The following is an 18,324-nucleotide window of genomic DNA, read 5'->3' as shown; positions in this document are numbered from 1 at the left end:
ATGAATTGCAGGAGAACATCCTGCCGGTTGATTTCAAATCAGGCAAATCAACTGGTATTGGCTGTCTATACTTCCCCAATTATGGTCCCGGCACGCTCCAGTGCAGGGAATGATCGGGTTGGAGAAGTCTCATGCGAGTCCTAGTTCTCGGCAGCGGCGTGATCGGCACCACCAGTGCCTGGTACCTGCGACAGGCCGGGTTTGAAGTCACGGTCATCGACCGCCAACCCGGCCCGGCGCTGGAGACCAGCTTCGCCAATGCCGGCCAGCTGTCGTTCGGCTACACCTCGCCGTGGGCGGCCCCGGGCGTGCCGAAGAAGGCCATCGGCTGGCTGTTCGAGAAGCACGCGCCGCTGGCGATCAAGCCGGGCATGGACCTGGCCCAGTACCGCTGGCTGTGGCAGATGCTGCGCAACTGCACCCACGAGCGCTACGCGATCAACAAGGCGCGCATGGTGCGCATGTCCGAGTACAGCCGCGACTGCCTGAACGAGCTGCGCGCGCAGATCGGCATCGAGTTCGAAGGCCGCGACCTGGGTACCACCCAGCTGTTCCGCACCCAGCAGCAGCTGGATGCGTCGGCGCAGGACATCGAGATCCTGGCCCAGTACGGCGTGCCGTACGAGGTGCTGGACCGCGCCGGCATCATCCAGGCCGAACCGGCCCTGGCCCATGTCGATGGCCTGGTCGGCGCGCTGCGCCTGCCGCGTGACCAGACCGGCGACTGCCAGCTGTTCACCCGCCGCCTGGCGCAGATGTGCGTGGATGCCGGCGTCGAATTCCGCTTCGACCAGGACATCACTGGCCTGGAGTTCGATGGCGACCGCATCACCGGCGTGCGCATCGACGGCAAGCTGGAAACCGCCGACCGCTTCGTGGTCGCGCTGGGCAGCTATTCGCCGGCGCTGGTTGCACCGCTGGGCATGCGCCTGCCGGTGTACCCGCTGAAGGGCTACTCGCTGACCCTGCCGATCACCGACCCGGCGATGGCGCCGACCTCGACCATCCTTGACGAGAGCTACAAGGTGGCGGTGACCCGCTTCGACGACCGCATCCGCGTCGGTGGCATGGCCGAAGTGGCCGGCTTCGACCTGTCGCTGTCGCAGCGCCGCCGCGAGACCCTGGAACTGGTGGTCAGCGACCTCTACCCGAAGGGCGGCGACCTGTCGCGCGCGCAGTTCTGGACCGGCCTGCGCCCGGCCACGCCAGACGGCACGCCGGTGATCGGCGCCACGCCGTTCCGCAACCTGTACCTCAATACCGGCCACGGCACCCTGGGCTGGACCATGGCCTGCGGCTCCGGTCGCTACCTGGCCGACCTGATGAGCGCGCGCCAGCCGCAGATCAGCACCGAAGGCCTGGATATTTTCCGCTACGGCCAGTACGGTCACGCCCCGCAACATGAGAACCGCACATGCGTCCTGCCCGCGCGCTGATCGATCTGGGCGCCCTGCGCAGCAACTACCGGCTCGCCCGTGAACTGGGCGGTGGCAAGGCCCTGGCGATCATCAAGGCCGATGCCTATGGCCATGGCGCGGTGCGCTGTGCACAGGCGCTGGAAGGCGAGGCCGATGGTTTCGGCGTGGCCACCATCGAAGAGGCGCTGGAACTGCGCCAGGCCGGCATCCGTGCGCCGATCCTGCTGCTGGAAGGCATCTTCGAACCCAGTGACATGGCGCTGGTGGCCGAACACGATTTCTGGTTCGCGGTGGGCTCGCCGTGGCAGCTGGAAGCGCTGGTCGCGTTCGACAGCCCGCGCCCGCTGACGGTGTGGCTGAAGCTGGACAGCGGCATGCATCGCCTCGGCCTGGACGTGGACAGCTTCCGCGCGGCGCATGCACGCCTGTCGGCGCTGCCGCAGGTCGAGCGCATCGTGCTGATGACCCACCTGGCGCGCGCCGACGAGCTGGACAGCGAACGCACGCACGAGCAGGCGGCGACCTTCGCGCAGGCCATCGACGGCCTGCACGGCGAGACCAGCGTGTGCAACTCGCCGGCACTGCTGGGCTGGCCGGATGTGCGCAGCGACTGGGTCCGCCCGGGCCTGATGCTGTACGGAGCCAACCCGCTGCCGGACAACACCGCGTTGACCGAGCGCCTGCGCCCGGTGATGACGATGCAGTCCAAGGTGATCGCCGAGCGCTGGATCGAGGCCGGTGAGCCGGTGGGCTATGGCGCCCGCTTCGTGGCCAAGGCGCGCACCCGCGTAGGCGTGGTCGCGCTCGGCTATGCCGACGGCTATCCGCAGTTCGCACCGAATGGCACGCCGGTGCTGATCGACGGCCAGCCGGGTGGACTGATCGGGCGCGTGTCGATGGACATGCTGACCGTGGACCTGACCGCGCATGCGCAGGCCGGCATCGGCAGCGTGGTGGAGCTGTGGGGTTCTGCGCCGACGCTGTCGGAACTGGCGCCGCGCTGTGGCGTCAGCGCCTACCAGCTGCCCTGTGCGGTCAAGCGCGTGGCGAAGGTGTACGTGTAGCGCCGAGCCCACGCTCGGCTCTGGTAGCCGCCGACCTTGGTCGGCGCTCTGAATGCGTGTCGACCAAGGTCGACACCTACCGGTAGGGACTGGTCGACACCTACCGGTGGGTGGCGCCGCCCGGGATCAGCGTGCAGCAGTGGCCTGCGTTGTCAGCTGCCGCTTCACCCAGTCGTCGATCAGGCGCTTCTCGTAGCGCAGCGGGTCGCTGTCGCTCTTCAGCCCCAGGTTGTGCAGGTAGCCGGTGTCGCTGAGCTTGGCTTCGCCCTCATCGACGATGCGGCCACTGGCGTCCTTCAGCGTGTACTGCAGGGTGATCCGCGGCGGATAGATGTCGCGCATGATCCGGATGTCGCTGCCGCGCGGGCCGTGCCAGGGCTCGTAGTCGCCGGCGCGCTTGATGTCGACCAGGGTCACGTCCAGCGTCTGCCCCGGCTGCAGCGGCTTGGCCGCCGTGGTCTGCACGTAGCTGGCCAGCTGTTGCACCCAGTTGCCGCGTTCGGCCTCGAAGCGGTTGGTGCTCTGGCGGATTTCGGTGAATTTGGCCGGATCGTCCCACTTCACGCTGACCGGGCCATTGGCCTGCAGCGCACGGGGCGCATCCGGATCGGTGACGGCGCGCGGCGCGGCGTTCGCGCTGCCCGCCATGAGGGCGCCTGCCAGCAGCAGGGCAGTGGCCAATGAGCGGTTCATGACGGTCTCCTGCGCCCCTTCGATGGGGACGATGCGGTTTACAGATCGAGTGTGATCCCGCTTTCCCGTGGCCGCAACGGCCGATTGCGACATCCGCAAGAGTGGTTGCCGCCAATTCATCGTCGTCAACCATGACTGACGGCGCTTGACGCTGTGAATACGCCCTTTGGAAGATGCTGTGCCTCCAACCCGGCCTGCACAGACGCCCTTGTCCACACTGCCGCCCCTCGTGGAGCGCCCACCGATGATGGTGCCGGCGCCCGAACCCGACCTGCATCATGGCGTGCTTGAGCGCATCAACGCCGGTTTCTGCGTGATCCAGGTGCTGTTCGAGGGCGACCGTGCGGTCGACTATCGTTTCATCGAGGTCAACGACGCCTTCGAGCGCCACACCGGCCTGAAGGATGCGCGCGGCCAGCGCATGAGCCTGCTGGAGCCGCACCACGAGGAAGACTGGTTCCGCATCTACGGCGAGGTCGCACGCAGCGGTCGCCCCGCCCAGTTCGAGATGGAAGCGCGCGCGCTGGGCCGCTCGTTCGCGGTTGACGCGGTGCGCGTGGGCCGGCCGGGCGAGGACAAGGTCGGCATCCTGTTCTTCGACATCACCGCGCGCAAGCAGATGGAAGTGGAGCTGGGCGAGAGCGAAGCCCGCTTCAGTGCGCTGGCCGATGGCCTGCCGATGCCGGTGTGGGTGCTCGACGAGCGCGGCCATGCCCGCTTCGTCAACAGCGCTTTCAGCGAGTTCTTCGGCGGTGACGAGACGCGTGTGCCGGAAGACGTCTGGCGTGGCCTGGTGCATCCGGATGATGCGTCGGTATTCGAGTACGAACTGCAGGAAGCGCTGAAGGCGCAGCGCTCGATGCATGCGCTGGTGCGTGCGCGCCGTGCTGATGGCCAGTGGCGCTGGCTGGAGATGAACGCCCGCCCGCGCTTCTCGCGCATGGGGCGCTTCATCGGCCTGGCCGGCAGCAGCCCGGACGTGACCGAACGCCGCGAGATCGAACTGGCCCGCGAGGAACTGCTGCAGTCCGAGCGTGCTGCGCGCAGTGCTGCGGAAAACATGGCGCGGCTGAAGGATGAGTTCCTGGCCACGCTGTCGCATGAGCTGCGTACGCCGTTGACCACCATTCTCGGCTGGAGCGAGCTGCTGCTGCAGCGCGTGGACAACACCAGCCCGCTGTACAAGGGCCTGAACGTGATCGCCAACAGCGCCGGTGCGCAGAAGCGGCTGATCTCGGACATGCTCGACCTCAGCAGCATGCTGCTGGGCAAGGTGCAGCTGGAGGTGGAAGTGCTGGACCTGAGCACGCTGCTGGGCGAGGCCATCGGCGCGCAGGAGCTGGTGGCCGAAGGCAAGGCGCTGGACGTGCACCTGCAGCTGCCCGAACAACCGAGCCTGGTGCTGGGCGATGCCACGCGCCTGCAGCAGGTGTTCTGGAACCTGCTCTCGAACGCGATCAAGTTCACCCCGGCTGAAGGCCGCATCGACCTGCAGCTGCGGGCCGACGGCAACCACTGGGAGATCACCGTGCGCGATACCGGTGATGGCATCGCGCCCGAATTCCTCAATCATCTGTTCAGCCGCTTCCGCCAGGCCGATGGCACCACCACCCGACGCCATGGCGGCCTGGGCCTGGGCCTGGCGATCGTGCAGCAGCTGGTCGAACTGCATGGCGGTACGGTCACCGCCGCCAGCGAGGGCCACGGCCATGGCGCTACGTTCACCGTGCGCCTGCCGCAGCACATTCCCGATGCCGAGCGGCGCCCGCTGCGCGAAGTGATCAGCGGGCCGATCCTGGAGCCGGTGATCGTCGAGCCCTATCCGCTGCGTGGCATGCACGTGCTGGCGGTTGAAGACCAGCCGGAAGTGCTGGAGTACCTGCGGCGCATGCTGGAAGAGCAGGGCGCCAGCGTGTCCGCGGCCAGTTCGGCCGGCGAGGCACTGGCGTTGCTGGCCGACACCGGCCATCTGCAGTACCACGTGATGCTGACCGACATCGGCATGCCGGGCATGGACGGTTATGGCCTGGTGCGCACGCTGCGCGAGGACATGGGCGTGGATGCCATGACCCTGCCCGCGGTAGCCGTGACCGCGCTGGCGCGTGCCGATGACCGCCGCCGTGCGCTGGCATCGGGCTTCCAGGAGCACGTGGCCAAGCCGTACTCGGTGGCGCAGCTGGTGGCTGCGGTGCGCAAGGTGCAGGTACCCCGCGCGGACAGCGCGCTGCACTGAGCATTCACGGCCGATCGGCGACCCTGCATGCAGGAGGTCGCCGATGTCCCGCATAGCTCCCCGTATCCATACCGATCCGGCGCAGATTGCGCGCCTGGAAGCCCTGCTGCCGCAGCTGGAAGGCGAAACGCAGGTGGAACTGACCCTGCACGATGGTCGCCGCCTGCTCGGCACCGTCGCGGTGAAACCGACAGTGCAGCAGTACCGCAACGAGGTTGGCGACGAAGGCAGCAACGGCCAGTTGCGGCTGGATGACTACGACACGCCGGTGCAGCAGCACCACGTGTGGCTGGACGAGATCGCCAGCATCCGCAGGTTGCCGCCCAGGGTCTGACGGCAACCTGCCAACCCCATCCACGCATGGCGTGGATCTACTGGAAAGGGCCACGCATGGATGTGCGTGACCTCGTCATCGGCCTGGCCTCATGCCATCCACGCATGGCGTGGATTTTCCAGGGGTTGCAGTAGAGCCACGCCATGCGTGGCTGTTGGGATCAGTGCTCGAACAACGTCGGCGTCGCCTCGAACCGGCGCGCGTAGGCGCGTTCTTCAGCGACCCGGGCCACCTCGTCATCGGCCAGGTCCGGCGCGCCGTATACCGCGTAGGCCACACTGCCATCGGCGCCATGGCCGACCTGGTGCAGCCGGTAACGCGAGTGGCCGCCGCCGGTGTCCTCTGGGTAATGCACGGGCGGATGGCTGCCTTCCAGGTCCATTTCACTGTTGTCGACCACGCCACCGACGAACAAGGCTCGCATGCAGGTTCTCCTGGGTTTCCGGGGGAGCCTCTACCCTGACCGTTTCAATGTTTCTGGCGGATCAAGGCCCCGTTCGGGTTTCGCAAAGCGGCCTGCCGGGGCCGGCCCGGCCAAGCCGGTACAATGGACGGCCCTCACGCTTGAAGTACCCGCGCCGATGGCCTCCAGCGACGACGCCCCCCTGCAGACCCTGCTCCTGCCGTTCTCCCAAGGCGCCCTGCGCTGGCCGGAGGGCCCGGTGGCCTTCCTGCGTGCCCGCGATGGCTGGCCGTTGCGCGAAGCGGCCGGCAACCGCGAAGTGCACTGCGAACAGAGCTTCGCCCCGTTCGCGCAGCCGCTGCAGCAGGCCGCCGGCTGGACCGTCAGCGGCCAGCTGGACGATGTGGCCGGCAAGGGCCGTTACCCGCTGGTGCTGGTGCTGCCGCCGCGCCAGCGTGAAGAAGCCCGTGCGCTGTTCGCCCGCGCGCTGGCGCTGGTCGCCGAAGGCGGCCCTATCGTTGCCTGCCAGTCCAACAACGAAGGCGCGCGCTCCGGTGAGGGCGACCTCAAGCAGCTGACCGGCCTCGGTGGCTGCCTGACCAAGAACCACTGCCGCGTGTACTGGACCGCCCCGCTGCAGGGCCAGCACGACGCCGACCTGGCCAAGCGCTGGTCGGCGCTGGATGCGGTGCGCCCGATCATGGGCGGCCGCTTCCTCAGCCGCCCGGGCGTGTTCGCCTGGGACCGCATCGATCCGGCATCGGCGTTGCTGGCCGAGCACCTGCCGGCCGACCTGGCCGGCCGCGCCGCCGACCTTGGCGCCGGCTACGGCTATCTGTCGCGCGAGCTGCTGGAACGCTGCCCGAAGATCACCGCGCTGGATCTGTACGAGGCCGAGCAGCGCGCGCTGGCCCTGGCCGAACTGAATCTGGCGCCGCCGCCGCGCGCGCTGCCGCTGCGCTTCCTGTGGCAGGACGTCACCGCCGGCATCGAGCCGGGCTACGACGTCATCATCAGCAACCCGCCGTTCCACACGCCGTCGCGTGCCGACCGCCCGGACATCGGCCAGCGCTTCATCGCCGTGGCCGCGCAGGCGCTGCGCCCGGGCGGGCGCCTGTACGTGGTGGCCAATCGCCACCTGCCGTACGAGCACACCCTCAACGACAGCTTCGGTGCGGTGCGCGTGGTTGCCGAGCGCGACGGTTTCAAGCTGGTTGAAGCAGTGAAGGGGAAGGGCAAGTGAAGCTGGTCAAGCTCATCGCCAACCTGGGCTATGGCAGCCGCAAGCAGGTGCAGTGGATGTTCCGCGAAGGCCGCGTCACCGACGCCGACGGCGAAGTGCTGTACGCCGATGACCAGGTGCCGCACGAGGCGATCCGCGTCGATGGCGAGCCGCTGGACCCGCCGGTGGGGCTCTCGATCGCGCTGCACAAGCCCGCCGGCTACACCTGTTCGACCAAGGACACCGGCCGCCTGATCTACGACCTGCTGCCGCCGCGCTTCCGCGACCGTGATCCGGTGCTGTCCACCGTGGGTCGCCTCGACCGCGAGACCAGCGGCCTGTTGCTGCTGACCGACGATGGCGGCCTGCTGCACCGGATCATCTCGCCGAAGTCGAAGCTGCCCAAGGTCTACGAAGTGGAACTGAGCGACGACCTGCGCGGCGACGAAGTGGCGCTGTTCGCCAGCGGCACGCTGATGCTGGAGTCCGAGAAGACCCCCCTGCTGCCGGCTGAACTCGAAGTGCTGGATACGCGTCGTGCGCGCCTGGTACTGCATGAAGGCCGCTACCATCAGGTACGCCGCATGTTCGCCGCCACCGGCAACCACGTGCAGGCCCTGCACCGCAGCCGCGTCGGCGGGCTGGACCTGCAGGGACTGGACGAAGGGCAATGGCGGCAGCTCACTTCCACCGACCTGGACACGCTGTTCGCTCCATGACCACCATCGCTGCGCTGCCGTTCCTCCCCGACGCCGTCATCTTCGACATGGACGGCCTGATGATCGACAGCGAGCGGGTCTCGCTGGCCTGCTGGAGCGAGGCCGCCGACGAATTCGGGCTGGGCCTGGACGAGGCGGTGTTCCTGCGCATGGTCGGCCTCGGCGACCGCGATACGCATGCGTTGCTGCGCGCGCAGGGCATCGAGGACAGCGTGATCGACGCGGTGGCGGCACGATGCCATGAACTGTACGAAGCACGCACGCAGACCGGGCTGCCGTTGCGGCCGGGCATCCTGGAGCTGCTGGAGCTGCTGAAGGCGCATGCGGTACCGCGTGCGGTGGCGACCACCACGGGGCAGCCGCGCGCCAATCGCAAGCTGGCCGCTGCCGGCCTGCTGCCGTACTTCGATGCCGTGATCACCAGTGGCGACGTGGCGCGGCCGAAACCGGCGCCGGACATCTACCTGCTGGCCGCGCAGCGGCTGGGCCAGGCGCCCGAGCGCTGCCTGGCGCTGGAGGATTCACCGGCCGGTACGCGTGCAGCGCTGGCCGCAGGCATGACCGTGATCCAGGTGCCGGACCTGGTGCATCCGGATGAAGAGCTGCGCGCACTGGGCCACCGCATCGTCGGCTCGCTGGTGGACGCGCACGCGCTGCTGTTGCCGCTGCTGCCGAAATAAGGTGGGTGCCGACCGTTGGTCGGCACACCTGCCCAGTCACACGCGCCCGAACACCAGCGCGGCGTTGGTGCCACCGAAGCCGAAGCTGTTGGACATCACGGTGTCCAGCTTCTGCTCGCGGCTCTCGCGCAGGATCGGGAAATCCACCACCTTCGGGTCCAGCTCACCGATGTTGGCCGAACCGGCGACGAAGCCATCGCGCATCATCAGCAGGCAGTAGATCGCCTCGTGCACGCTGGCCGCACCCAGTGAATGGCCGGACAGCGCCTTGGTCGAGGACAGCGGCGGCACCGCGTCGCCGAACACTTCGCGGATCGCGTTGAGCTCGGTGACGTCGCCCAGCGGGGTCGAGGTGCCGTGGGTGTTGAGATAGTCCAGCGGGCGATCGACGCCCTGCAGCGCCATCTTCATGCAGCGCACCGCGCCTTCACCGGACGGGGCGACCATGTCGGCGCCATCGGAGGTCACGCCATAGCCGATCAGCTCGGCATGGATGTGCGCACCGCGCGCGACGGCGTGGTCGTAATCCTCCAGCACCAGCATGCCGCCGCCACCGGCGATGACGAAGCCGTCGCGGTCCTTGTCGTACGGGCGCGAGGCGCTGGCCGGGGTTTCGTTGAAGCTGGTCGACAGTGCGCCCATCGCGTCGAACATCACGCTCATCGACCAGTGCAGGTCTTCGCCACCACCGGCGAACATGATGTCCTGCGCACCGTGGCGGATCATGTCCGCGGCGGCGCCGATGCAGTGCGCCGAGGTGGCGCAGGCGGCGGACAGCGAGTAGCTGACGCCCTTGATCTGGTAGGCCGTGGCCAGGCAGGCCGAGACCGTCGAGCACATCGTGCGCGGCACCATGTACGGGCCGACCTTGCGTACGCCACGTTCGCGCAGCAGGTCGACCGCACCAATCTGCCACTCGCTGGAGCCGCCACCGGAACCGGCGATCAGGCCGGTACGCAGGTTGCTGACCTGCTCGGGGCTGAGCCCGGCGTCGGCGATGGCATCGCGCATGGACAGGTAGGCGAAGGCTGCCGCATCGCTCATGAAGCGCTTCTGCTTGCGATCGATCAATGCGTCCAGGTCGAGGTCGACACGGCCGCCAACCTGGCTGCGCAGCCCGGCATCGGCATGGTCGGCCAGCAGGGTGATGCCCGAGCGCCCTTCACGCAGCGCGGTCGAAACGGTATCCAGATCATTGCCGAGGCAGGACGTGATGCCCATGCCGGTGATGACAACGCGACGCATCAGAAGCTCCCGGTTTCAGTGAACAGGCCGACGCGCAGGTCGCGCGCGCTGTAGATTTCGCGGTCATCCACGTACATGCGGGCGTCCGACTGGGCCATCACCAGCTTGCGGTTGATGACCCGGCTGATGTCGATCTCGTAGCGCACGAGCTTGGCGTCCGGCAGTACCTGGCCGGTGAACTTTACCTCGCCGCAGCCCAGTGCGCGGCCCTTGCCGGGGGCACCCAGCCAGGTCAGGAAGAAGCCGGTCAGCTGCCACATGGCGTCCAGGCCCAGGCAGCCGGGCATCACCGGGTCGCCGATGAAGTGGCAGCCGAAGAACCACAGATCCGGGCGGATATCCAGCTCGGCGCGTACCATGCCCTTGCCGTGCGGTCCGCCGTCCTCGTGGATGTCGGTGATGCGGTCGAACATCAGCATCGGATCGTTGGGCAAACGGCCGGCAGCGGTGCCGAACAGTTCACCGCGTGCGCTGGCCAGCAGCTGTTCGCGGTTGAACGCGTGGAGACGGGTCATGAAGCACAATCCTGGAAGCGGGGAAACGGGAAACAAGCGCTCGAGGATGCCCGTGGAAACTGCCCCGATCAAACATTTCAACCGTACGCAACCGTAGTGTTTTCAAGGGAATACGCGCATCCTGTTGATGTGCAACGACCATACTTCGGCGTGTGGCCCGCCCGGCCCGCCCCCGCCCTTTCCGCCTGACATGACCCGACTGCGCAAGATCATCCACGTCGACATGGACGCGTTCTACGCGTCGGTGGAGCAGCGCGACGATCCGTCACTGCGCGGCAAGCCGGTGGTTGTGGCATGGCGTGGTGCGCGTTCGGTGGTGTGCGCGGCGTCGTACGAGGCACGCGTGTTCGGCGTGCGTTCGGCGATGCCGGCGCTGCGTGCCGAACGCCTGTGTCCGGATGCGATCTTCGTGCCGCCGGACTTCGCACGTTACAAGGCGGTGTCACGCCAGGTACGCGAGATCTTCCTGCGCCATACCGACCTGGTCGAGCCGTTGTCGCTGGATGAGGCCTACCTGGACGTGACCGAGCCGAAGAGCGGCATCGAACTGGCCACCGACATCGCCCGCACGATCCGCACCCAGATCCGTGAGGAAACCCACCTGACCGCTTCAGCCGGGATCGCGCCGAACAAGTTCCTGGCCAAGATCGCCTCGGACTGGCGCAAGCCCGACGGCCAGTTCGTGATTCCGCCGCAGCGGGTGGACGCCTTCCTGCTGCCACTGCCGGTGAACCGGGTACCCGGCGTCGGCAAGGTGATGGAAGGCAAGCTGGCCGCGCGCGGCATCGTCACCTGCGGCGACCTGCGGCAGTGGGCACTGATCGACCTGGAAGAGGCGTTCGGCAGTTTCGGCCGCAGCCTGTACAACCGCGCACGCGGCATCGACGAGCGCCCGGTGGAACCGGACCAGCAGGTGCAGTCGATCTCCTCGGAGGACACCTTCGCCGAGGACCTGCCGTTGGAAGACCTGGGCGAGGCGATCGTGCAGCTGGCGGAGAAGACCTGGAATGCCACGCGCAAGACCGAGCGCGTCGGCCACACCGTGGTGCTGAAGCTGAAGACCGCGCAGTTCCGCATCCTCACCCGCAGTTTCACCCCCGAGCGCCCGCCCGAGTCGATGGAAGAACTGCGCGACATCGCCCTGGCCCTGCGCGCCCGCGTCGACTTGCCGGCGGAGACCCGCTACCGGCTGGTGGGTGTCGGACTCGGTGGCTTCCGCGAAAAGGAGCCGGTGGTGCAGGGGGAGTTGTTCGAGCACGGGCCGAACGAGTCCCCACCTGGCTGATCTTCGTGTCGACCAAGGTCGACACCCACCAAGAGCGGGTCATGCCATCCAGACAGGTTGCGCAGACATGCCATCCAGACAGATCGCAGAGAACTGTCGAAGGCGAGGTGGGTCCGGTTGCGGGGGCGTGAGCGCCATGGATGGCGCGACCGAGCCTCCATGGACGGATTCACGGCGTCCCCCGCAACCGGACCCACCTCGCCATCCCACGGATAGCCAGCTGTTGCTTCGGCTGTTGCCGTTGCATTGAGCAGATGCAGGGCGCAGCCCTGCAAAAGAAAACTCCCTACCTCAGGGCCACTGCATCTCGCCCTTGGCCACCTTCGCACTCAGCTCCAGCGATGCCACGCCGTCCAGCTTCGGGTAGCGCGCCTGCATCGCCTTCACCAGCGCCGCACTGTCCTTGGCCTTTGCCGTCTCGACATCGAACGCGCGGATGTAGTCCGCGGTGAAGCGCAACGCACTGGCATCCAGCGCCGCACCCGGCGCGTAATGCCCCGGCACCACCACCTTCGGCTTCAGCGCCTGCAGCCGTTGCAGGGTCTGCAGCCAGTCGGCATGTGACTTCGGCGTCTGCGTGTCGGCCATCCACACGTGCTCGCCCGCCACCACCGGAATGCCACCGACGATCGCGCGCAGCGACGGCACCCACAGCACCGTACGGTCCGGCGTCGGCCCATCCAGGCCGATCAGCGGCAGGCGCTGGCCTTCCAGCTGCAGGGCATCGCCGTCCAGCACCTGCGGCACCACGATGCGCGCGGGCACGTCGGCACCCATCTTCGGTCCCCAGTAGGCCAGCTTGCCGGCCTGGGTCTGCTGGATGTGGGCGACGGTCTGCGCGGTGGCGACGATGCGTGCCTGCGGGAACGCGTCCTGCACGGTGGCCAGGCCGAAGTAGTAATCCGGATCGCCGTGGCTGATGTAGATCGTGGTCAGCTGCTTGCCGCTGGCGCGGATCAGCTCGACCAGCTTGCGCGCGTCACTGGCACCAAACTGCGCATTGACCAGGATCGCGTCGTGGCGGCCTTCGATCAGCACCGAGGACACCGAGAACATCGCCTGCGGGCCGGGATGGAAAGCCTGCAGGTGCAGCTGGGATTTCGTCGCCGTGGCCGGCGCCGCGGTGGCCGGCGCGGCCAGCAGCGGCGCACTGGTGAAGCTGGCGGCCAGGGCGAGGGGAAGCAGCAGGGCAGCGGTACGCATCGGAATTCCTTGTGTAGAGCCGAGCCAATGCCCGGCTGCAGGTTCGCGTAGCGCCGGGCGCGGGCTCGGCGCTACAAGGGACGCACGTGGATCAATACGCCGCGGTGATGATCTGCTTCGGATACGCGTGCGCTTCCAGCTCGGCGACGAACGCCGCGCCGTAGTCGGCGTAGCTGATGCGGCTGTGGCCGCTGGCATCGGCCAGGAACGCCTTGGGCTGCACGCGGTACTGGCCGCGCTCTTCGCCCGGGCCGATCTCGGCGGCCGGCGAGAAGAAGGTCCAGTCCAGGTCATCCACCGCCTGCAGGCGGTTGAACGCCTCACGGTGGGCCAGTGCGTACGGCTTGTAGGCCTCCGGGAAGGTGGGGGTATCGACCAGCTGCACGCCGGGCGCGACTTCCAGGCTGCCGGCGCCACCGACCACGACCAGGCGCGGCACACCGGCCTTGCGTGCGGCGGCGGCCAGCTGTGCGGCGACCTCGCCGACGCGGCCGATGTCATCGCCCGGGCGCGGGCCGTAGGCGCTGGCCAGCACGTCGTGGCCGGCGATGGCGGCGACCAGCGCGTCCGGGTCATCCAGCGAGGCGATCACCGGATGGGCACCGGCCAGTTCAGCCGGAAGGTCCTGTGCGCTGCGCACGATGACGGTGAGTTCGTGGCCGCGGGCCAGCGCGTGGCGGGCGATCTGGCGGCCGATGTTGCCGGTGGAACCAACGAGGGCGATCTTCATGGCAGGACTCCGTGGGGCGGTTTGGGGTGGGAATGGGGCCACTCTAGGCCGCTACAGTCGCTCGAAAAACAGCGTATAACGCGCTTGTTTGTTGCATGGATCGAGCATATGGACCGATTGACCGCCATGACCGTGTTCGTCGAGGTCGCCGAGCGCGGCAGCCTCACCGCCGCCGCCGAGGTGCTGGACATGTCGCGGGCGATGGTCAGCCGTTACCTGGCCGAGGTCGAGGGCTGGCTGGGTGCACGGCTGCTGCACCGGACCACGCGCCGGGTCAGCCTGACCGGTCCGGGCGAAGCGGCATTGGCGCGCTTCCGGCAGATGCTGGCAATCGGCGAAGAACTGCAGGGCGAGCTGGCCAGCGATGATCCCGAGCCACACGGCACGCTGCGCGTGACTGCCAGCGTCTCGTTCGGGCAGAGCCACCTGGCGCGGGCGGTGGCCGGCTTTGTTGCGCGTCATCCGGCGGCACGCATCGAACTGCTGCTGGTCGACCGCACGGTGAACCTGGTGGAGGAGCGGGTGGACCTGGCGGTGCGTATCGCGCGCCAGATTGACCCCAGCCTGATCGCACGGCGGCTGGCCACCTGCCGCTCGGTGCTGTGCGCGACGCCGTCCTACCTGCAGGCACGCGGCACGCCGACCGCTCCCGAGCACCTGGCCGCGCACAACTGCCTGACCCATCACTACGTCGGCAAGAGCCTGTGGCAGCTGCACCGCGACGGTCGTTCGCTGTCGGTGGCGGTAGGCGGCAACATCAGTGCCAACGAGGCCTCGCTGCTGCTGGAGGCGGTGCGCGCCGGTGCCGGCATCGCCATGCTGCCGACCTACCAGGTGGCGCCGCTGCTGCGCAGTGGCGAGCTGATCGAACTGCTGCCCGGATTCAGTCTGGACGAACTCGGCATTCATGCCGTGTACGCATCACGGCGCCAGCAGCCCGCTATCATGCGCCGATTCCTGGACTACCTGGCCGAGTGTTTCGCCAGCCCGGCCTTCCAGGATCTGGATTGGCGCCCACCGGGCAAGGAGAACACATGAACCATGGACAGGCCTTGATCGACCACAACCGTGCTGCCTGGGACCGCCAGGCCAGCGAAGTGCGCGAATGGTCGCGCCCGGTGGAAAGTTCAACCATTGCCGCCGCGCGCGAAGGCCGCTGGCAGGTGCATCTGACCCCACGTGCGCTGCCACTGGATTGGCTGGGCGACGTGCGCGGCCGCCGCATCCTGTGCCTGGCCTCGGGCGGTGGCCAGCAGGCACCAGTGCTTGCGGCGGCCGGCGCCGACGTCACCGTGTTCGACCTGTCCGACGGGCAGCTGGAGCAGGACCGCCAGGTCGCTGCGCGCGATGGCCTGCAGCTGCGCACGGTGCAGGGCGACATGCGCGATCTGCACGTATTCGCCAACGACAGTTTCGATGTGGTGTTCCACCCGATCTCGAACCTGTATGTGCCTGATGTGCGCCCGGTGTGGACCGAATGCCGCCGTGTGCTGGCACGCGACGGGATGCTGATGGCGAGCTTCTACAACCCGGTGCTGTTCGTCGGTGCGCGTGATCCGCAGCTGGATGCACAGGGTCTGATCCGGCCGCAGTACGCCATTCCCTATTCGGACCTGGAAGACCTCGCGCCGGCCGAGCGCGAGGCAAAGCTGGCCCGCGGCGATGCGCTGACCTTCGGCCACAGCCTGACCGAACTGATCGGTGGGCAGCTGGATGCCGGCTTCGTCATCGACCGCTTCATGGAAGACTGGCAGCCGCAGCCGCGCTTCCTGATCGACCGCTATCTGCCCACCTTCCTCGCCACCCGCGCACGCAGGATCGGCTGAGGCTCAGCGGCAGGAGGATCTGCGGAAAAAGCGGCGGCGTACAATGGACGGCCCCACGTTCCCTAGGTGCCGTCCCTTGTCGTATCCCTATCCGCTGGTCGTGTTCGACCTCGATGGCACGCTGGTCGACAGCGCGGCTGATATCGCTGAAGCGCTGAACCGCACGCTGGAGGACATCGGTGTAGCACGCGTGCCGGAAGCCACGGTGCTGGGCTGGATCGGCGATGGCGTGCGCCGCCTGGTCGAGCAGGCCGTGCATGCCGCCGATCGCGAGGTCGACCTGGCCGAAGTGATGCCGGTGTTCATGGTGCACTACCGTGAGTGCCTGCTGCGCAGCCCGCGCTTGTTCGATGGCGTGGCCGACGCGCTGACGCAGCTGCGTGCACGCCATGTGCCGCTGGCGATCTGCACCAACAAGCCCGAAGCGCTGGTGCCGCCGCTGCTGCAGCACCTGGGCATCGGTGATGCGTTCGCGCTGGTGCTGGGTGGTGATTCGCTGCCGCAGCGCAAGCCCAGCGGTGAGCCGCTGCGGCATATCGCTGCGCACTTCGGGCTGCCGGCCGATGCCTGCCTGATGGTGGGTGATTCGCTGACCGACTACCGCGCCGCCGAAGATGCGGGCATGCCGATCGCACTGGTGCGTTACGGCTACCCGCGTGGCCTGGACCTGGCCACCGCGCACGCCGTGGCAGTGATTGACGACCTGCGTGAGTTGCCGGGGTTGCAGGGCTGATGCAACGGACATCCCTGGTCGCCAGGCGGTAACCCGGGCCGACGCAATGGGTAGTGCCGGCCGCCGGCCGGCAACCCGGGATGCGCTGCCGAAGATCATGATGTTGCCGGCCAGCGGCCGGCACTACCATGACCGTCGCGCTCACTTCGGCTGGTAACGCACGCTCAGCTGGTACTCGCGGCCGGGCTGGTTGAACCACGCCACCGTCTCGTAGTGGCGATCGAACACGTTGGCAGCACGTGCCAGCAGCGACCACTCCGGCGTCAGCGCGTACTCGGCGCGCAGGTCCAGCGTGCCGTAGCCGCCGACCTTCACTGCGTTGGCCGCATCGTCATAGCGCTTGCCCGCACCCTGCACGGTCAGGCCGGCGCGGAAATCGCCGAAGCGGCGGTCGACGTCCAGGCGTGCGGTCTGCTGTGCACGGCGCGGCAGCCAGTTGTCGAACTGGGTGCTGCCGTGGGTGCGGTTGCGCGGGTCGGTGTAGCTCAGCTGCGCGTTGATGTCGAAGCCGGCCAGCAGCACGCCACCGGTCAGCTCGGCACCGCGGATGCGTGCCTTCTCCACCTGCTGCATCTTGAAGGTTGCCGCGTCGTAGGTGATCAGGTCATCGATGCGGGTCTCATAGACGTCCAGGCCCCAATGCCAGCCCTGGCCCTGCTGCGAAACACCGAGGTTGGCGCTCTTGGACTTCTCCGGCTTCAACGTCGGCACGCCGCTCCACGGGTCGTACAGGTCGCTGAAGGTCGGCGCCTTGAACGCGGTGCCGTAGCTGGCGTTGAGGCGCAGGCCGTGGTCCAGCTGCATCGCCCAGCCGAGACTGCCGGTGGCGTGGTTGCCGAACTGCTGGTTGTCGTCGTTGCGTGCGCTGGCCTGCAGCTGGTGGTGGCCGAAGCGGCCCTGGTACTGCACGAACACACCGGTGTTGCGGCGGCTGTCGACGAGGTAGCCCGCGCTGCTGCCATCCAGGTTGTCTTCGCTCCAGTCCACGCCGGTGCTCAGCAGCTGGCCTTCGGCCAAGGTGAAGTCACCCTGCAGCGAGGCGCTGTCGCGGTGGGTCTGTGCGCTGCCGCGTGCGCCGAAGTCGCCGAAGTTGTCCGACTCGTTGTCGCTGCGGCCGACGTTGGCGGTGAACGCCAGGCGCTCGGACGGGGTGTAGCGCACCTTGCCGGCCAGCACCTGCTGGCGGGTCTCGGAGTAGTTGTAATAGCCGTCGTAGTGGTTCTTGCCGTCGGCGCGCAGCGCGCTGCCTTCCACGGTCCACTGGTCGTTGAAGGTGTAGCCGCCACGCAGGCTCTTGGACAGGTTGCGGTAGCCGTCGCGGTCGGGTTCATCGGCGAAGCAGCCGGCGAACAGCGTCGCCGAGCCACGGCAGGCATCGATGCCATCGGAATGCTGGTAGGCGATGTCGGCGCCGAACCAGCCGCGTTCGGTGCCACCACCGATGCCGCCGCTGGCTTCGCGCAGGCCGTTGCTGCCGCCACCGAGCTGGACGTGCGGAGCAAAATCGCCCTGGTTGCGGCGGATGAAGATCTGGATCACGCCACCGATGGCGTCGGCGCCGTACAGGCTGGACTGCGGGCCACGCACGATTTCCACGCGTTCGATCTGCGCCAGCGGCAGGTCCTGGTACATGGCCAGGCCGAGGTCGGCACTGTTGATGCGCACGCCATCGACCAGCACCACGGTGTGGCCCGAGTTGGTGCCGCGCAGGAACAGCGAGCTCTGCTTGCCGAGGCCGCCGGCATTGGTCAGGTTGATGCCGGCACGGCCGCGCAGCAGCTCCTGCAGCGAGGTGGCCTGGCTGGATTCGATCTGCGCGCGGTCGATCACCTGCGCCGGCGCGATGCTGTCCTGCAGGGCGATCGGGGTGCGGGTGGCGGTGACCAGGATCTGGTCGAGCGCGGTGGTGTCATCGGCGGCCTGGGCCAGCGCGGGCAGGGCGGCCAGCACGGCCAGGGACAGCATTCGGGACTGCAGCTTCATGGGGGACTCCAGGTGCCACGCACGCCCGCGTGGCGAAG

18 protein-coding genes are annotated in these 18,324 nt (G+C 68.0%); 11 read left to right on the top strand and 7 right to left on the bottom strand.

What is annotated here, in order from left to right:
* Positions 1 to 131: 131 nt before the first annotated feature.
* Both ACXI0D_RS09595 and alr read left to right on the top strand, forming a co-directional pair.
* Entirely contained in the window at positions 132 to 1,436 is a 1,305-nt protein-coding gene (locus ACXI0D_RS09595; protein WP_014035841.1) for a D-amino acid dehydrogenase, read from the top strand.
* The gene (gene alr / locus ACXI0D_RS09590) at positions 1,415 to 2,482 is read left to right on the top strand and encodes an alanine racemase (protein WP_119007519.1); all 1,068 of its coding nucleotides are present in this window, start codon (positions 1,415 to 1,417) and stop codon (positions 2,480 to 2,482) included. Before ACXI0D_RS09595 ends, alr begins: the two co-directional genes overlap by 22 nt.
* A 126-nt stretch (positions 2,483 to 2,608) precedes the next feature.
* Here the strand turns inward: alr and ACXI0D_RS09585 are convergent, their stop codons facing one another.
* Positions 2,609 to 3,175, bottom strand: a complete 567-nt coding sequence (locus tag ACXI0D_RS09585) for a DUF3016 domain-containing protein (protein WP_075675473.1) — start codon at positions 3,173 to 3,175, stop codon at positions 2,609 to 2,611.
* A gap of 244 nt (positions 3,176 to 3,419) precedes the next feature.
* On the opposite strand from ACXI0D_RS09585, the gene ACXI0D_RS09580 reads away from it, so the two are divergent.
* Complete coding sequence (locus tag ACXI0D_RS09580) at positions 3,420 to 5,408, top strand: hybrid sensor histidine kinase/response regulator (protein WP_075675472.1); 1,989 nt, start codon at positions 3,420 to 3,422, stop codon at positions 5,406 to 5,408.
* 43 nt (positions 5,409 to 5,451) lie between these two features.
* Positions 5,452 to 5,742, top strand: a complete 291-nt coding sequence (locus ACXI0D_RS09575; RefSeq protein ID WP_479642519.1) for a DUF3247 family protein — start codon at positions 5,452 to 5,454, stop codon at positions 5,740 to 5,742.
* A gap of 160 nt (positions 5,743 to 5,902) precedes the next feature.
* Here ACXI0D_RS09575 and ACXI0D_RS09570 read toward each other — a convergent pair whose 3' ends face one another.
* Positions 5,903 to 6,166, bottom strand: a complete 264-nt coding sequence (locus tag ACXI0D_RS09570; protein WP_005407925.1) for a hypothetical protein — start codon at positions 6,164 to 6,166, stop codon at positions 5,903 to 5,905.
* 157 nt (positions 6,167 to 6,323) lie between these two features.
* Between ACXI0D_RS09570 and ACXI0D_RS09565 the strand changes: the two genes are divergently transcribed.
* The 3 genes from ACXI0D_RS09565 to ACXI0D_RS09555 are packed head-to-tail and all read left to right on the top strand — an operon-like array spanning position 6,324 to position 8,766.
* The gene (locus tag ACXI0D_RS09565) at positions 6,324 to 7,388 is read left to right on the top strand and encodes a class I SAM-dependent methyltransferase (protein WP_479642518.1); all 1,065 of its coding nucleotides are present in this window, start codon (positions 6,324 to 6,326) and stop codon (positions 7,386 to 7,388) included.
* Positions 7,385 to 8,086 carry a pseudouridine synthase gene (locus ACXI0D_RS09560; protein WP_119007515.1) on the top strand — a complete coding sequence of 234 codons (702 nt, stop codon included), beginning with the start codon at positions 7,385 to 7,387 and terminating at the stop codon, positions 8,084 to 8,086. The genes ACXI0D_RS09565 and ACXI0D_RS09560 overlap by 4 nt, the downstream gene beginning before the upstream one ends.
* Positions 8,083 to 8,766, top strand: a complete 684-nt coding sequence (locus ACXI0D_RS09555; protein WP_479642517.1) for an HAD family hydrolase — start codon at positions 8,083 to 8,085, stop codon at positions 8,764 to 8,766. The genes ACXI0D_RS09560 and ACXI0D_RS09555 overlap by 4 nt, the downstream gene beginning before the upstream one ends.
* A 36-nt stretch (positions 8,767 to 8,802) precedes the next feature.
* Here the strand turns inward: ACXI0D_RS09555 and fabB are convergent, their stop codons facing one another.
* Both fabB and fabA read right to left on the bottom strand, forming a co-directional pair.
* Positions 8,803 to 10,011, bottom strand: coding sequence for a beta-ketoacyl-ACP synthase I (gene fabB / locus ACXI0D_RS09550; protein WP_101764874.1), 1,209 nt, complete (start codon positions 10,009 to 10,011; stop codon positions 8,803 to 8,805).
* The gene (gene fabA / locus ACXI0D_RS09545; protein ID WP_014035851.1) at positions 10,011 to 10,526 is read right to left on the bottom strand and encodes a 3-hydroxyacyl-[acyl-carrier-protein] dehydratase FabA; all 516 of its coding nucleotides are present in this window, start codon (positions 10,524 to 10,526) and stop codon (positions 10,011 to 10,013) included. Before fabA ends, fabB begins: the two co-directional genes overlap by 1 nt.
* 190 nt (positions 10,527 to 10,716) lie before the next feature.
* Between fabA and dinB the strand changes: the two genes are divergently transcribed.
* The gene (dinB, locus tag ACXI0D_RS09540; RefSeq protein ID WP_479642516.1) at positions 10,717 to 11,811 is read left to right on the top strand and encodes a DNA polymerase IV; all 1,095 of its coding nucleotides are present in this window, start codon (positions 10,717 to 10,719) and stop codon (positions 11,809 to 11,811) included.
* Between the two features lie 291 nt (positions 11,812 to 12,102).
* Here the strand turns inward: dinB and ACXI0D_RS09535 are convergent, their stop codons facing one another.
* Both ACXI0D_RS09535 and ACXI0D_RS09530 read right to left on the bottom strand, forming a co-directional pair.
* Positions 12,103 to 13,014, bottom strand: a complete 912-nt coding sequence (locus ACXI0D_RS09535; RefSeq protein WP_479642515.1) for an MBL fold metallo-hydrolase — start codon at positions 13,012 to 13,014, stop codon at positions 12,103 to 12,105.
* 91 nt (positions 13,015 to 13,105) lie between these two features.
* Positions 13,106 to 13,744 (bottom strand): NAD(P)-dependent oxidoreductase, encoded by a 639-nt coding sequence (locus ACXI0D_RS09530; protein WP_101764878.1) that lies wholly within the window; start codon positions 13,742 to 13,744, stop codon positions 13,106 to 13,108.
* A gap of 108 nt (positions 13,745 to 13,852) precedes the next feature.
* Between ACXI0D_RS09530 and ACXI0D_RS09525 the strand changes: the two genes are divergently transcribed.
* The 3 genes from ACXI0D_RS09525 to gph all read left to right on the top strand — a co-directional run bounded on the left by ACXI0D_RS09525 (position 13,853) and on the right by gph (position 16,303).
* The gene (locus ACXI0D_RS09525) at positions 13,853 to 14,782 is read left to right on the top strand and encodes a LysR family transcriptional regulator (protein WP_005415135.1); all 930 of its coding nucleotides are present in this window, start codon (positions 13,853 to 13,855) and stop codon (positions 14,780 to 14,782) included.
* A complete protein-coding gene (locus ACXI0D_RS09520; protein WP_101764879.1) occupies positions 14,779 to 15,570 on the top strand; it encodes a class I SAM-dependent methyltransferase in 792 nt (263 codons plus the stop codon). Before ACXI0D_RS09525 ends, ACXI0D_RS09520 begins: the two co-directional genes overlap by 4 nt.
* A 76-nt stretch (positions 15,571 to 15,646) precedes the next feature.
* Positions 15,647 to 16,303, top strand: a complete 657-nt coding sequence (gene gph / locus ACXI0D_RS09515; protein WP_479642514.1) for a phosphoglycolate phosphatase — start codon at positions 15,647 to 15,649, stop codon at positions 16,301 to 16,303.
* 141 nt (positions 16,304 to 16,444) lie between these two features.
* Here gph and btuB read toward each other — a convergent pair whose 3' ends face one another.
* On the bottom strand, positions 16,445 to 18,286 hold the full coding sequence (gene btuB, locus ACXI0D_RS09510; RefSeq protein ID WP_479642513.1) for a TonB-dependent vitamin B12 receptor: 1,842 nt from the start codon (positions 18,284 to 18,286) through the stop codon (positions 16,445 to 16,447).
* Between the last annotated feature and the right edge of the window lie 38 nt (positions 18,287 to 18,324).

It is taken from the genome of Stenotrophomonas sp. C9D9 (assembly GCF_056491205.1).
This window is presented reverse-complemented; position numbering and strand designations above follow the sequence as displayed.

What these genes read in the sequence shown, in the direction of transcription:
- ACXI0D_RS09595 (WP_014035841.1), top strand. Translation starts at nt 132, where the DNA reads ATGCGAGTCCTAGTTCTCGGCAGCGGCGTGATCGGCACCACCAGTGCC.
- alr (WP_119007519.1), top strand. Translation starts at nt 1,415, where the DNA reads ATGCGTCCTGCCCGCGCGCTGATCGATCTGGGCGCCCTGCGCAGCAAC.
- ACXI0D_RS09585 (WP_075675473.1), bottom strand. Translation starts at nt 3,175, where the DNA reads ATGAACCGCTCATTGGCCACTGCCCTGCTGCTGGCAGGCGCCCTCATG.
- ACXI0D_RS09580 (WP_075675472.1), top strand. Translation starts at nt 3,420, where the DNA reads ATGATGGTGCCGGCGCCCGAACCCGACCTGCATCATGGCGTGCTTGAG.
- ACXI0D_RS09575 (WP_479642519.1), top strand. Translation starts at nt 5,452, where the DNA reads ATGTCCCGCATAGCTCCCCGTATCCATACCGATCCGGCGCAGATTGCG.
- ACXI0D_RS09570 (WP_005407925.1), bottom strand. Translation starts at nt 6,166, where the DNA reads ATGCGAGCCTTGTTCGTCGGTGGCGTGGTCGACAACAGTGAAATGGAC.
- ACXI0D_RS09565 (WP_479642518.1), top strand. Translation starts at nt 6,324, where the DNA reads ATGGCCTCCAGCGACGACGCCCCCCTGCAGACCCTGCTCCTGCCGTTC.
- ACXI0D_RS09555 (WP_479642517.1), top strand. Translation starts at nt 8,083, where the DNA reads ATGACCACCATCGCTGCGCTGCCGTTCCTCCCCGACGCCGTCATCTTC.
- fabB (WP_101764874.1), bottom strand. Translation starts at nt 10,011, where the DNA reads ATGCGTCGCGTTGTCATCACCGGCATGGGCATCACGTCCTGCCTCGGC.
- fabA (WP_014035851.1), bottom strand. Translation starts at nt 10,526, where the DNA reads ATGACCCGTCTCCACGCGTTCAACCGCGAACAGCTGCTGGCCAGCGCA.
- dinB (WP_479642516.1), top strand. Translation starts at nt 10,717, where the DNA reads ATGACCCGACTGCGCAAGATCATCCACGTCGACATGGACGCGTTCTAC.
- ACXI0D_RS09535 (WP_479642515.1), bottom strand. Translation starts at nt 13,014, where the DNA reads ATGCGTACCGCTGCCCTGCTGCTTCCCCTCGCCCTGGCCGCCAGCTTC.
- ACXI0D_RS09530 (WP_101764878.1), bottom strand. Translation starts at nt 13,744, where the DNA reads ATGAAGATCGCCCTCGTTGGTTCCACCGGCAACATCGGCCGCCAGATC.
- ACXI0D_RS09525 (WP_005415135.1), top strand. Translation starts at nt 13,853, where the DNA reads ATGGACCGATTGACCGCCATGACCGTGTTCGTCGAGGTCGCCGAGCGC.
- ACXI0D_RS09520 (WP_101764879.1), top strand. Translation starts at nt 14,779, where the DNA reads ATGAACCATGGACAGGCCTTGATCGACCACAACCGTGCTGCCTGGGAC.
- btuB (WP_479642513.1), bottom strand. Translation starts at nt 18,286, where the DNA reads ATGAAGCTGCAGTCCCGAATGCTGTCCCTGGCCGTGCTGGCCGCCCTG.